Origin of the sequence: Nonomuraea sp. B5E05, from assembly GCF_039880665.1 — a bacterium.
Taxonomy (GTDB): domain Bacteria; phylum Actinomycetota; class Actinomycetes; order Streptosporangiales; family Streptosporangiaceae; genus Nonomuraea.
Map to the genome: position 1 here is coordinate 148,538 of NZ_JBDPMJ010000001.1, position 13,435 is coordinate 161,972.

Here is a 13,435-nt window from a genome sequence, read left to right on the forward strand (position 1 = left end):
GGTCCGGACGGCACAGCCAGCCTCCCGGGCCGAGTAAGGGAGTGCAGTGGCGAAGGTCCGGGTATACGAGCTCGCTAAGGAGTTCGGCGTAGAGAGCAAGGTCGTCATGGCCAAGCTCCAAGAGATGGGAGAGTTCGTCCGTTCGGCGTCCTCGACCATCGAAGCGCCGGTGGTCCGCAGGCTCACCGAAGCTCTGGGCGCATCCAAGGGTGGGCCCTCCAGAGGCGGCGGTCAGCCGTCCAGCAAACCGCAGCCCCCGAGGGCTGCCCCCCGGCCGGCCGAAGGCCAGGCCGGTAACGGCGCGCAGGCGCCGACCCCCTCACCGCGTCCGGGTCCCAAGCCCGGTCCGCGTCCAGGCCCCGCGGGCGGCGCGCAGCCGCGTCCGCCGGTGCCCATGCCGCACCAGCCGCAGCAGCAGCCCGAGGCGGCGCGCGGCGAGTCCAGCGCGCCGCAGGCACGTTTCGAGAGCGGCGCGCCCGCCCGTCCTGGCCCGCGGCCGGGTCCGGCGGCCCGCCCGGGTCCCAAGCCCGGTCCCGCGCCCCGTCCCGGGCCCGGAGGCGGCGGCTCTTCGCAGGCGCCGCGTCCAGGCGGTCAGTCCGGCGGCGGCCCGCGTCCCGGTCCGGGTCCCAAGCCCGGTCCGCGTGGTCCGCGTCCCGGCAACAACCCGTTCTCTTCCAACGCCAGCGGCATGGGCCAGTCCCGTCCGCCGCGTCCGGGAGGCAACCGCGACGGCGGCGGCCCCGGCCAGCGTGAGCGCCGTGACGGCCCGCCGCGCGACGGCGCGATCCCGCGTCCGCCGCAGGGCCGTGGCGGTGGCGAGGGCAGGCCGGGCACCGCTGGGCCGCGTCCCGGTCCGCCCGCGGGCGGACCGCGTCCCGGTCCCGGTGCGGGCGGTCCCCGTCCTGGTGGTCCGCGTCCCAACCCGATGATGATGCCGCAGGGCCGTCCTGCCGGCCCCGGTGGTGGCGGCGGTGGCCGTCCCGGCGGTGGCGGCGGCGGTGGCGGTCGTCCCGGCGGCGGTGGCCGCCCCGGTGGTGGCGGCGGTCGTCCCGGTGGCGGTGGCGGCGGCTACGCCGGCCGTCCCGGTGGCGGCGGTGCCGGTCCGCGCACCGGCACCGGCGGTCCCGGCGGCTTCGGCGGCCGGCCTGGTGGCGGGGGTCGCGGTCGTGGCGGCGGCACCGCCGGAGCCTTCGGGCGTCCCGGTGGCCGTCCGGCGCGTGGCCGCAAGTCCAAGCGGCAGAGGCGCCAGGAGTTCGACAACATGTCGGCGCCCGCGATCGGCGGCGTGCAGGTCGCTCGCGGCAACGGCGCGACGATCCGCCTTCCGCGGGGCGCGTCGCTGTCCGACTTCGCCGACCGCATCGGCGCCAACCCCGCCGCGCTCGTGCAGATCATGCTGCACCTCGGCGAGATGGTGACGGCGACGCAGTCGGTCAACGAGGAGACGCTGCAGCTGCTCGGCGCCGAGCTCGACTACAACATCCAGGTCGTCAGCCCGGAGGAGGAGGACCGCGAGCTTCTCGAGGCCTTCGACATCGAGTTCGGCGAGGACGAGGGCGACGAGGCCGACCTGGCCGCGCGCCCGCCGGTCGTGACCGTCATGGGTCACGTCGACCACGGTAAGACGAAGCTGCTCGACGCCATCCGCAAGACCAACGTGGTGGCGCGCGAGGCGGGTGGCATCACCCAGCACATCGGCGCTTACCAGGTCTCCGCCGAGCACGAGGGTGAAGACCGCAAGATCACCTTCATCGACACCCCGGGTCACGAGGCGTTCACCGCCATGCGTGCCCGAGGCGCCAAGTCCACCGACATCGCGGTGCTGGTGGTCGCGGCCGACGACGGTGTGAAGCCGCAGACGATCGAGGCGCTCAACCACGCCCAGGCGGCCGAGGTGCCGGTCGTGGTCGCGGTCAACAAGGTCGACAAGGAGGGCGCCGACCCCAACAAGGTGCGCGCCCAGCTCACCGAATACGGCCTGGTGGCGGAGGAATACGGCGGCTCGACGCTCTTCGTCGACATCTCGGCGAAGAACGGCACGGGCATCGAGCAGCTCCTCGAGGCCATCCTGCTGACCGCGGACGCCGAGCTCGACCTGCGGGCCAACCCGTCGATGGACGCTCAGGGCATCGCGATCGAGGCGCACCTCGACCGTGGCCGTGGCCCCGTCGCGACCGTCCTGGTCCAGCGAGGCACGCTGCGGGTGGGCGACTCGATCGTGTGCGGCGAGGCCTTCGGCCGCGTCCGCGCCCTGCTCGACGACACCGGTGAGCCGGTCGAGGAGGCCACGCCGTCCCGTCCGGTCCTGGTGATGGGTCTGACGGCCGTGCCGAGCGCCGGCGACAACTTCATCGTCGTCACCGACGACCGGATGGCCCGGCAGATCGCCCAGCAGCGCGCGGCGCGCAAGCGCAGCGCCGACATGGCGAAGTCGAGCCGTCGCCGCAGCCTCGAGGACATCTTCAAGGACCTCGAGAAGGGCAGCGTCGACGAGCTCAAGCTCATCATCAAGGGCGACGTGTCCGGTTCGGTGGAGGCCCTGGAAGACGCCCTGCTCAAGATCGACGTCGGCGACGAGGTCAGGCTCCGTGTCCTGCACCGCGCGGTCGGCGCGATCACCGAGTACGACGTCAACCTGGCCGTCGCCGACGACAACGCGGTCATCATCGGCTTCAACGTCCGCCCCGAGCCCCGGGCGCGCGACCTGGCCGAGCGCGAGGGCGTCGACATCCGCTACTACTCGGTCATCTACCAGGCGATCGAGGAGATCGAAGCGGCGCTCAAGGGCATGCTCAAGCCCGAGTTCGAAGAGGCCCAGCTGGGCACCGCCGAGGTCCGCGAGGTCTTCAAGGTGCCGAAGATCGGCAACATCGCCGGTTCGCTGGTCCGCTCCGGCGTGATCGTCCGCAACAGCAAGGCCAGGGTGATCCGCGATGGCGTCGTCATCGCCGACAACCTGACCGTCTCGTCCCTGCGTCGCTTCAAGGATGACGCGACCGAGGTCCGCGAGGGCTTCGAGTGCGGCATCGGGATCGGCTACAACGATCTGCGGGTCGACGACGTGATCGAGACGTTCGAGATGCGGGAGAAGCCGCGCGCGTGACGCGCGGCCGGGCGCCCGGCGGGACATCCGCCGGGCGCCTCTCGCACGCCTTGGCCTGGTCCCCACCGCAGCAGGCCGGGCGTGCGTCCACCCCACCAGGACAAGCGGTGGTTGCCAACGATGTATGTGGGTGCCTTGACCCTGGACATCCTGCTCGGCGACGTGCGATCGCTGAAGCAGAAGCGCTCCGCCGTACGCCCGTTGATCGCCGAGGTCCAGCGCCGTTATCCCGGCGTGGCGGTGGCTGAGACCGGCCATCTCGACCTGCACCGCAGGGCGGAAATCGGCATCGCGGTGGTCTCCGCCTCAGCGGGAAACTGCAACGAAGTGCTGGACGCCTGCGAGCGGTTGGTGGCCTTCCGCCCTGAGATCGAGCTGCTGTCGGCCCGGCACCGGCTCTACACCGACGAAGATTGAACGACTGCACGGCCAGGTCGTGCGTGAGGGGGAGCGAACCATGGTGGATGCCGCACGAGCGCGCAAGCTCGCCGACCGCATCCAGCAGATCGTCGCCGAGATGCTGGAGCGCCGGATCAAAGATCCGCGCCTGGGCTTCGTCACCGTGACCGACACGCGCATCACCGCTGACCTGCGTGAGGCGACCGTGTTCTACACGGTGTTCGGCTCGGAGGCCGAGCGGGCCGACAGCGCCGCGGCCCTCGAGAGCGCCAGGGGCATCATCCGCTCCGAAGTGGGACGCCAGACCGGCGTTCGCTTCACCCCCACGCTGACGTTCAAGCACGACCCGCTGCCTGACAGCGCGCGCCAGCTCGACGATCTGATCAACGCCGCCAGGGCGCGCGACGCCGAGGTGGCGCGGCAGGCCCAGAGCGCCACCTACGCGGGCGAGGCCGACCCCTACCGCAAGCCCGAAGAGGGCCAAGACGGGGGTGCTGTTGGCAGGGACGACCTGGCGTGACGCCCGACGTACGCGACAGGGCGGAGCCTCCCCGGGTCAACGGGCGGCCGGCGGACGAGTGCGCGGTCCCCGAGGCCGCGTGGAGCCGGGCGCTGCACCTGATCCGGCAGGCCGACGAGGTGGCGATGGCCTGCCACGTGACGCCCGACGGCGACGCGCTCGGCTCGATGCTGGCCGTGGCGTTCACGCTGCGTTCGATGGGCAAGCGGGTGGTGACGTCGTTCGGCGACCACCATTTCGTGGTGCCGCGGCTGCTGCGGTTCATGCCGGGGCAGGAGATGCTGGTGCCGCCGGAGGAGTTCCCCGAATCCCCCGACCTGATGATCACGTTCGACTCGTCGACGTTCCAGCGGCTGGGGCTCCTGGGCGCCAGCACCGCCAGGGCCCGTGAGGTCATCGTGGTCGACCACCACCCCTCCAACGAGGGCGAGTTCGGCACGCTCAGCCTCATCGACTCCACGGCCGCGGCCACGGCCATGCTGGCCGAGGAGCTGATCTACCGGCTCGGCGGGCAGCTCGACCGCGACATCGCCACCTGCCTGTACGCGGGTCTGGTGACCGACACCGGCTCGTTCCGCTACTCCACGACCACGCCCGCCGTGCACCACATGGCGGCCAGGCTGGTCGCCACCGGGCTGCGCACCGACGAGATCGCCCGTGAGCTGTGGGACCGTTCCCCCTTCGGCTATCTCAAGGTGCTGGCAGGGGCGCTGGAGCGGGTGACATTGGAAGACGGGCTCGTGTGGACGTACGTGTCACAGGTCGATCGGGCCGCGTACGGGCTGCCCTACTCCGAGCTCGAAGGCGTCATCGACATCCTGCGGCGCACCGACGAGGCCGAGGTCGCGGTGGTGCTCAAGGAGGACGACCAGGGCTACTGGCAGGTGTCCACCCGCTCCAAGGGCAACGTAGACGTGGCCGCCGTGTGCGCGGCGCTGGGCGGCGGCGGTCACCACAACGCGGCCGGCTACACCTCCCAGGACAGCGTGCAGGACACGATGGTGAAGTTCCGGCGAGAGCTGAGGAAGGCCTGATGGCCCAGAGCGGTCTGATCATCGTCGACAAGGCGGGCGGCTGGACCTCCCACGACGTGGTGGCCAAGATGCGGCGCGTCGCGGGCACCCGCCGCGTGGGGCACGCGGGCACGCTCGACCCGATGGCGACGGGCGTGCTGGTGGTCGGCGTGGAGAAGGCGACCAGGCTGCTCGGCCATCTGGCGCTGACGGAGAAGGTCTACGAAGCCACGATGAGGCTCGGCGTGAGCACCAACACCGACGACGCCGAGGGCGAGGTCACCGCCGCGGTCCCGGCCTCCGGCGTGACCGCGGCCGAGATCCACAAGGGCGTCGCGGCGCTGACGGGCGCGATCATGCAGATCCCGCCGCAGGTCAGCGCGATCAAGGTCGACGGGCAGCGGGCCTACAAGAAGGCGCGCGCGGGCGAGACGGTCGAGCTGCAGGCCAGGCCGGTGACGGTGAGCGCGTTCGAGGTGCTGGACATCAGGGCCGGCGACGAGGTCGTGGACGTCGACGCGGTCGTGACCTGCTCCAGCGGCACCTACATCCGCGCGCTGGCCCGCGACCTCGGGGCGGAGCTCGGCGTCGGAGGCCACCTGACGCGGCTGCGGCGCACCCGGGTGGGCCCCTACGACCTGTCGCTGGCCAGGACGGTCGAGCAGCTCGCCGAGGAGTGCGTGATCCTGCCGATCGGCGCGGCGGTCGCGGCGGCCTTCCCGCGCAGAGACGTCACCGCGGAGGAGGCACGCGTGATCGGCCACGGCGGCCGGCTGCCCGCCGCGGGGCTCGGTGCGGGCCCGATCGGCGTGTTCGGGCCGGACGGTGAGCTGCTCGCGCTCGTGGAGGAGCGGGGCGCGCTCGCCAAGCCGATCGCCGTCTTCGCGGGATGAGCGCGGTCAGCCGGGTTTGCGGGCGACGATGATGTCACGCACGATCGCCTGGTCGACCCAGTGCTCGAAGTCGGGGTAGTCCATCACGTCCAGGCCGGCGCCGGCGAGGACCTTGGCCAGTTCGGCGCGCTTGCCACCGTAGGTGTTCCAGGCGATGCCCATCGCGCCGCCGGGGCGCAGCAACTCGGCCCAGCCGGGCACGGCCCTGCTCAGCAGCTCCATGGGGCTGCGCGACAACCCGCCGCCGCCCTTGCTGCCGTGCTGGACACCGTAGGGGGCGTCGGTCGCCACGACGTCGAACGAGCGCGGCTTGAAGAACTCGCGGCTCTTGAGCGTGTCGGCGTTGACCACGGTCAGGCGCTGCACGTCGCCGGCCTTGAACGCCTCTTTCGACAGGCCGAACGTGATGTTGAGCCGCCGCCCGGCCAGCGCCCGCTCGCGGCGCACCAGCACGGTCTCCGCGGTGTGCTTGAGCCGCTTGTTGCGCAGCCAGGTCTTGATGAAACCGGCGTAGGCCTCGAAGTCCTTACCGTCGACGTCGAGGCCGTAGGCGTCGTAGCCGTACATGAGGGCCTGGTTGAGGGTCGTGCCGCGGCCGCACATCGGGTCGAACACCGCCAGCCGCTCGCCCAGCCCTCTGCCCGTGGCCAGCGCGGTGACGTTGAGCAGCAGTTTGGTGAAGTGTTCGTTGGTCTTGCCGGCGTATTTCTGGATGGTGATCAGGTCGCTGCTGAGCCGGTCGAGCGGGCGCACGGTCAGCGGCCTGAGCAGCTCGCCCTCCACGCCGAACAGGGCGTAGCCGGAGGAGAGGTTAGACAGCAGCGAGAGGTGCGGCTCCGCCAGCGGCTCCGCGGTCTCGAACGTCACGTAGGGGACACCGCCGATGACGGTCTCGTCGCCGGCCGACACCTGCCCGCCGAGGCCGCGCGCGCTGAAGACGGCCAGCTCGTTGCGGGTCAGCCGGACGGAGCTTTCGGCGTAGACCCGGTTGAAGGCAGGCAGGATCAGAAGCGCGTAACGAGGCACGAGGCCCGATACTATCCGCTGGCGGAGAAGGGCGCCGGGACGAGCCGGCGCTGTTACCAACCCCCTGGGTTGCGGGAGACCGCGACACGCATGGCAGGCTTGGGTGCGGTTGATCCGTGACGAGCGAATGGGGCCTGGCGTGCAGGGTTCGGGAAGGCTTGTCGTCACCATCGGCGTGTTCGACGGGGTGCACCGCGGGCACCGGCGGGTGATCGAGCGTGCGGTGGCCATCGCCCGCGAGCGAGGGCTGCGGAGCGTCGCCGTCACCTTCGAGCCGCATCCCGAGGAGGTCGTGCGACCGGGGTCGCACCCGCCCCGGCTCACCAGCCTGCGGCGCAGGGGTGAGCTGCTGGCCGGGCTGGGGATCGACGAGGTCGACGTGGTGGAGTTCACCCTCGAGCTGCAGCGGACCAGCCCCGACGACTTCGTCCAGAGCGTGGCGGCCGAGCGGCTGCGGGCCGCGGTCGTGATCGTGGGGGAGGACTTCGTGTTCGGGCACGAAGCCAGCGGGGACGTCCAGACATTGCGGACGTTGGGCGACAAGTACGATTTCGAGGTGGAGGTCGTGCCCATGCTCGACGGCGTCTCCTCGACCGCCATCCGCGAACTGCTCGTGGCCGGCGACGTCGAGGGCGCGAGAGAGCGGCTCGGGCGGCCGCACCGCGTGGAGGGCGTGGTCGTGCGCGGCTACCAGCGGGGGCGGCAACTCGGGTTCCCGACCGCCAACGTGGAGACGCCCCCGCACACCGCGATCCCGGCCGACGGAGTCTACGCCGGCTGGCTGGAGTGCGTGCCCGTCGCCAACCTGCCCGCCCTCTACAAGGGTGAGCGGTGGCCGGCGGCGATCTCGGTCGGCACCAATCCGACGTTCGAGGGCGTGCCGCGCACCGTCGAGGCGTACGCGCTCGACCGCGACGACCTGGAGCTGTACGGCGCGCACGTCGCGGTCGAGTTCGCGGCGCGGCTGCGTGGCAACACCCGCTTCGAGTCGATCGAAACGCTGGTCGCTCAGATCCACGCCGACGTCGAGGCAACCCGGAGGATCACCGGCTGACCGCTTCCCCGGCCTCCGCGTGTCCTGCGCCGCGTGTCCCGACGACCCTGCACAAGGTGGTAGCCTTGCATGTCGGCTCTGTAGCGGCGGTGCTGCGCGCTGCCCATGAAGGCCTTCACGCGGCGACTGTAGGCACGCACGGTCGTTCGCACACTCACATCAATCGTGCGTGCCCGTAGCTCAAAGGAGAGCCGTGTCCCTCGACACCGCTGCCAAGAAGTCCATCATCAGTGAATATGCGACGGTCGAAGGCGACACCGGGTCGCCCGAGGTTCAGATCGCCCTGCTGAGCAAGCGCATCAGCGAGCTCACCGAGCACCTGAAGACGCACAAGCACGACCACCACAGCCGTCGTGGCCTGCTGCTGCTCGTCGGCCGCCGGCGCCGCCTGCTGAAATACCTGCAGAAGGTCGACATCCAGCGCTACCGTTCGCTCATCGAGCGGCTCGGCCTGCGCCGATAGCATGAAAGGGAGCGGCGTCCGCGCCGCTCCCTTCGCATATGGCCGCAGCCATATGTCCGGGCGCGTGGCGTCACACGCCTCCCGCGCCCGGCGTACAACTGAAGATCCGAGACACACAGCCCCCGCGTCCGCTTAGCACCATGCGACCCGCGACGCCTGCGGGCCGGTCCTCGGTAGTGGCTTCCGGTAGGAAAGACCGGGCGCTTCGATCGAAGACCGGCGCTGCACCTAACGAGGGTGCCGGTGAGAAAAGGGCGCGGGAGACCGACCACAAGGAGGTCCCCCGTGGAGGGTGTCCACACAGCTGAAGCCGTCATAGACAACGGTTCGTTCGGCACGCGCACGATCCGGTTCGAGACCGGTCGCATCGCACGCCAGGCGGCGGGTTCCGCCGTCGCCTACCTCGACAACGACACGATGGTGCTCTCGGCCACCACCGCGTCCAAGTCGCCCAAGGAGAACCTCGACTTCTTCCCGCTCACGGTCGACGTCGAAGAGCGCATGTACGCCGCGGGCCGCATCCCCGGCTCGTTCTTCCGCCGTGAGGGCCGTCCTTCCGAGGACGCCATCCTCACCTGCCGCCTGATCGACCGGCCGCTGCGCCCGTCCTTCGTCAAGGGGCTGCGCAACGAGATCCAGGTCGTCGCCACCGTGATGGCGCTCAATCCCGACCACCTCTACGACGTGGTGGCGATCAACGCCGCGTCGCTGTCCACCCAGCTCGCCGGCCTGCCGTTCTCCGGCCCGATCGGCGGCGTGCGCGTCGCGCTGATCGACGGTCAGTGGGTGGCGTTCCCGACCCACCACGAGCTGGAGCGGGCCACGTTCGACATGGTCGTGGCCGGCCGCGTGCTCGCCGACGGCGATGTAGCGATCATGATGGTCGAGGCGGAGTCCACGAAGGACACGCTCAAGCTGGTCGCCGACGGTGCCGTCGCGCCGACCGAGGAGACCGTCGCCCAGGGCCTCGACGCCGCCAAGCCCTTCATCAAGGTGCTGTGCGAGGCGCAGGCGCGCATCGCGCGGGTCGCGGCCAAGGAGACGGCCGAATACCCGGTCTTCCTCGACTACCAGGACGACGTCTATGACGCGGTCGAGGCCGCGGTGAAGCCCGAGCTGGCCGCCGCGCTGACCATCGCCGGCAAGCAGGAGCGCGAGAACGAGCTCGACAAGGTCAAGGCGCTGGCCGCCGAGAAGCTCCTGCCCGAGTTCGAGGGGCGCGAGAAGGAGATCTCCGCCGCGTTCCGCTCGGCGATGAAGAAGCTCATGCGCGAGCGGGTCATCAAGGAAGGCGTCCGCATCGACGGCCGCGGCACCAAGGACATCCGCGCCCTGTCGGCCGAGGTGCACGTGGTGCCCCGGGTGCACGGCTCGGCGCTGTTCGAGCGCGGCGAGACCCAGATCCTGGGCATCACCACGCTCAACATGCTGCGCATGGAGCAGGTCATCGACACGCTCAACCCCGAGCGGACCAAGCGCTACATGCACAACTACAACTTCCCCCCCTACTCCACCGGCGAGACCGGCCGGGTGGGCTCGCCCAAGCGCCGCGAGATCGGCCACGGCGCGCTCGCCGAGCGGGCGCTGATCCCCGTGCTGCCCACGCGCGAGGAGTTCCCGTACGCCATCCGCCAGGTTTCCGAGGCGCTCGGCTCCAACGGCTCCACCTCGATGGGCTCGGTCTGCGCCTCCACGATGGCGCTGCTCGACGCCGGCGTGCCGCTCAAAGAGATGGTCGCGGGCATCGCGATGGGACTGATCGGCGAGGGTGACACCTACGTCACGCTGACCGACATCCTCGGCGCGGAAGACGCCATGGGCGACATGGACTTCAAGGTCGCCGGCACCAAGGACGTCATCACCGCGCTCCAGCTCGACACCAAGCTCGACGGCATCCCCGCCTCGGTGCTGGCCGGCGCGCTCAAGCAGGCCAAGGGCGCCCGCCTGGCGATCCTCGACGTGATGCAGGAGGCGATCGACTCTCCGGCGGAGATGAACCCGACCGCGCCGCGCATCATCACCATCAAGGTCCCGGTCGACAAGATCGGCGAGGTCATCGGCCCGAAGGGCAAGATGATCAACCAGATCCAGGACGACACGGGCGCCGAGATCACCATCGAGGACGACGGCACCATCTACATCGGCGCCACCGACGGCCCGTCCGCCGAGGCGGCCCGTTCGGCGATCAACGCCATCGCCAACCCGCACATGCCGGAAGTCGGCGAGCGTTACCTGGGCACGGTCGTCAAGATCGCGGCCTTCGGCGCGTTCATCTCGCTGATGCCCGGCAAGGACGGCCTGCTGCACGTCTCCCAGATCCGCAAGCTGCACGGCGGCAAGCGCATCGAGAACGTCGAAGACGTGATGAGCGTCGGCGAGAAGATCCAGGTGGAGATCGCCGAGATCGACGGCCGGGGCAAGCTCTCCCTGGTGCCGGTCGAGGTCATCGAGCGGGAGGCCGCCGAGAAGGAGGCGAAGGGCGCTTCCGGGAACGCCGAGGGCGGCGACGCCGCTCCCGAGCAGCCCGCGCCGGCCGCCGACGACCGGCCCGAGCGGCCCCGCCGCACCCGCACCCGCGTGCGCAGCAGCCGCAACGAGGGGGACGACCGCAACTCGTGAGCGAGCTCAGCCAGGCAACCATCGTCAACGGCGGCGTGCTCACGAAGGAGTCTCCGTGAGCACGACCACGTTGCACCCCGGCACAGACGGTGCCGGGGTGGTGAGGCGCACCGTTCTGCCGGGTGGGCTGCGCGTGGTGACCGAGACCATGCCGACCGTGCGCAGCGTCGCGGTCGGCATGTGGGTCGGCATCGGCTCGCGTGACGAGGCCCTCGAACACATGGGCGCCACCCATTTCCTCGAACACCTGCTGTTCAAGGGCACCCCCACGCGTGACGCCATGGAGATCTCCGCCTCCATCGAGGGCATCGGCGGTGAGATCAACGCCTTCACCGCCAAGGAGTACACCTGCTACTACGCGCGCGTCCTCGACGAGGATCTGCCGATCGCGGTCGACGTGCTCGCCGACGTGGTGACCAGTTCGCTGGTGGCCGAGCAGGACGTCGAGTCGGAGCGCGGGGTGATTCTCGAAGAGATCGCCATGCACGACGACGACCCGTCCGACGTGGTGCACGAGCAGTTCGCCGCCGCACTCTACGGTGACTCGCCGATCGGGCGGCCCATCCTGGGCACGGTCGAGTCGATCAACACCCTGGGACGCGACCGGATCGCCGAGTACTACCGCCTCTACTACCGGCCCCGCCGCACGGTCGTGTCCGTCGCGGGCAACGTACGCCACGAAGAGGTCGTCGAGCTGGTCACCAGGGCCTACGAGCGGGCGGGCATGCTCGACGGCCCGGCCGAGTTCGCCCCGCCGCGCACCAGCGGACCCGGCGCCGAGACCCGCTCGGGCGTCACGGTGCTCGACCGGCCGACCGAGCAGGCCAACCTGGTGCTCGGCACGACCGGCATGGCCCGCACCGACGACCGCAGATTCGCGCTCGGCGTGCTCAACGCCGCCCTGGGCGGCGGCATGTCGTCCCGGCTCTTCCAGGAGATCAGGGAGAAGCGCGGCCTGGCCTACTCCGCCTACAGCTACACCTCGGCCTACGCCGACACCGGCCAGTTCGGCATCTACGTGGGCTGCCTGCCCTCGAAGATCGACGACGTGCTCAAGATCTGCCGCGACGAGGTGTCCAGGGTGGTGGCCGAGGGCCTGACCGCCGACGAGATCATGCGCGGCAAGGGCCAGATGCGCGGCGGTCTCGTGCTCGGCCTGGAGGACACCGGCTCGCGCATGTCGCGCATCGGCAAGAGCGAGCTGGTCTACGACGAGCTGATGTCCGTGGACGAGGTGCTGGCGCGCATCGAGGGCGTCACGCCCGACGAGATCTCCGAGGTGGCCGCCGACGTGCTCAACCGGCCGCTCACGCTCGCCGTGATCGGCCCGTACGGCGACAAGGATTTCACCGACGCCATCAGCTGACCTGCCGCTACTCCGCGAAAGCCCCGGTGCCCAGGCCGGGGCTCTCGCGCGATGACCTGATCGGGCGGCGCGGGCCGGGACGTCGGGAGCACGCCCGGGCAGGACGATAGGGTTGTCGGTGTGATCAAGGTAGGAGTGCTCGGCGCCCGCGGTCGCGTGGGCGTCGAGGTGTGCAAAGCAGTCGAGGCCGCCACCGACATGGAGCTGGTGGCCGCGCTCGACCAGGACGACGCCATCGAAGGGCTCGCGGGCGCCGAGGTGGTCGTCGACTTCACCCATCCCGACGTGGTCATGGGCAACCTCGAGTGGGCCATCGGCCACGGTGTCCACCCGGTGGTGGGCACGACCGGGTTCGACGAGGGGCGGCTGGAGACCGTACGCGGATGGCTGGCGGCATCGCCGGGCACCAACTGCCTGATCGCCCCCAACTTCGGCATCGCGGCCGTGCTCATGATGCACTTCGCCCAGCGGGCGGCCCGCTATTTCGAGTCCGTCGAGATCGTCGAGCTGCACCATCCCAACAAGGCCGACGCGCCGTCCGGCACCGCCCGGCGTACGGCTGAGATGGTCGCCGAGGCGCGGGCCGAGGCGGGATCGGCCCGGATGCCCGACGCCACGACCACCGCGCTCGACGGCGCCCGTGGGGCCGACGTGGAGGGCGTCCACGTGCACGCGGTGCGCCTGTCGGGGCTGATCGCGCACCAGGAGGTGCTGCTCGGCGGCGACGGCGAGATCCTGACCATCCGGCACGACACGATGAGCAGGTCGGCGTTCACGCCTGGCGTGCTGCTCGGGGTGCGCAGGGTCCGCGAGCTGCCCGGCCTCACCGTGGGGCTCGAGCCGCTGCTCGACCTCTGACCTCGCCCCTGGCCGCGCACACCGCCCGGGCCGCCGCACACGACTGACGTCACCCCTGGCCGCGCACACGACGTGCCCACCACCGGGCGGTCGTGGGCACGTCGTGAGGAGAGGGTCCCGG

General features: G+C 70.8%; 11 protein-coding genes. 10 read left to right on the forward strand and 1 reads right to left on the reverse strand.

The features are described 5' to 3' along the window. Window positions 1-46: 46 nt before the first annotated feature. The 5 genes from infB to truB all read left to right on the forward strand — a co-directional run bounded on the left by infB (window position 47) and on the right by truB (window position 5,928). Complete coding sequence (gene infB / locus ABGB01_RS00720; RefSeq protein WP_347769163.1) at window positions 47-3,103, forward strand: translation initiation factor IF-2; 3,057 nt, start codon at window positions 47-49, stop codon at window positions 3,101-3,103. A 120-nt stretch (window positions 3,104-3,223) separates the two neighbouring features. Beyond that, a complete protein-coding gene (locus ABGB01_RS00725) occupies window positions 3,224-3,520 on the forward strand; it encodes a DUF503 domain-containing protein (RefSeq protein ID WP_347620320.1) in 297 nt (98 codons plus the stop codon). A gap of 40 nt (window positions 3,521-3,560) precedes the next feature. Next, window positions 3,561-4,022, forward strand: coding sequence for a 30S ribosome-binding factor RbfA (rbfA, locus tag ABGB01_RS00730; protein WP_347769166.1), 462 nt, complete (start codon window positions 3,561-3,563; stop codon window positions 4,020-4,022). Beyond that, window positions 4,019-5,056, forward strand: coding sequence for a bifunctional oligoribonuclease/PAP phosphatase NrnA (locus ABGB01_RS00735; protein WP_347769168.1), 1,038 nt, complete (start codon window positions 4,019-4,021; stop codon window positions 5,054-5,056). The genes rbfA and ABGB01_RS00735 overlap by 4 nt, the downstream gene beginning before the upstream one ends. Continuing rightward, on the forward strand, window positions 5,056-5,928 hold the full coding sequence (truB, locus tag ABGB01_RS00740; RefSeq protein ID WP_347769170.1) for a tRNA pseudouridine(55) synthase TruB: 873 nt from the start codon (window positions 5,056-5,058) through the stop codon (window positions 5,926-5,928). The genes ABGB01_RS00735 and truB overlap by 1 nt, the downstream gene beginning before the upstream one ends. 6 nt (window positions 5,929-5,934) lie before the next feature. Here truB and ABGB01_RS00745 read toward each other — a convergent pair whose 3' ends face one another. Then, complete coding sequence (locus ABGB01_RS00745; protein ID WP_347769172.1) at window positions 5,935-6,954, reverse strand: SAM-dependent methyltransferase; 1,020 nt, start codon at window positions 6,952-6,954, stop codon at window positions 5,935-5,937. A 127-nt stretch (window positions 6,955-7,081) separates the two neighbouring features. Here ABGB01_RS00745 and ABGB01_RS00750 point away from each other — a divergent pair, with 127 nt between their 5' ends. The 5 genes from ABGB01_RS00750 to dapB all read left to right on the forward strand — a co-directional run bounded on the left by ABGB01_RS00750 (window position 7,082) and on the right by dapB (window position 13,314). Next, window positions 7,082-8,008, forward strand: a complete 927-nt coding sequence (locus ABGB01_RS00750; RefSeq protein WP_347770152.1) for a bifunctional riboflavin kinase/FAD synthetase — start codon at window positions 7,082-7,084, stop codon at window positions 8,006-8,008. A 193-nt stretch (window positions 8,009-8,201) separates the two neighbouring features. After that, window positions 8,202-8,471: a 30S ribosomal protein S15 gene (gene rpsO / locus ABGB01_RS00755; protein ID WP_111180641.1), complete on the forward strand. Its 270-nt coding sequence runs from the start codon at window positions 8,202-8,204 to the stop codon at window positions 8,469-8,471. Window positions 8,472-8,756: 285 nt separating this feature from the next. Beyond that, window positions 8,757-11,090: a polyribonucleotide nucleotidyltransferase gene (locus ABGB01_RS00760; RefSeq protein WP_347769174.1), complete on the forward strand. Its 2,334-nt coding sequence runs from the start codon at window positions 8,757-8,759 to the stop codon at window positions 11,088-11,090. Between the two features lie 55 nt (window positions 11,091-11,145). Beyond that, window positions 11,146-12,456: a pitrilysin family protein gene (locus ABGB01_RS00765; RefSeq protein WP_347769176.1), complete on the forward strand. Its 1,311-nt coding sequence runs from the start codon at window positions 11,146-11,148 to the stop codon at window positions 12,454-12,456. A gap of 120 nt (window positions 12,457-12,576) precedes the next feature. Continuing rightward, entirely contained in the window at window positions 12,577-13,314 is a 738-nt protein-coding gene (gene dapB / locus ABGB01_RS00770) for a 4-hydroxy-tetrahydrodipicolinate reductase (RefSeq protein WP_347769178.1), read from the forward strand. Window positions 13,315-13,435 lie beyond the last annotated feature (121 nt).

Coding starts and splice junctions, on each gene's coding strand:
- truB (WP_347769170.1), top strand. CDS start 5,056: ATGGCCCAGAGCGGTCTGATCATCGTCGACAAGGCGGGCGGCTGGACC.
- ABGB01_RS00750 (WP_347770152.1), top strand. CDS start 7,082: ATGGGGCCTGGCGTGCAGGGTTCGGGAAGGCTTGTCGTCACCATCGGC.
- ABGB01_RS00725 (WP_347620320.1), top strand. CDS start 3,224: ATGTATGTGGGTGCCTTGACCCTGGACATCCTGCTCGGCGACGTGCGA.
- rbfA (WP_347769166.1), top strand. CDS start 3,561: ATGGTGGATGCCGCACGAGCGCGCAAGCTCGCCGACCGCATCCAGCAG.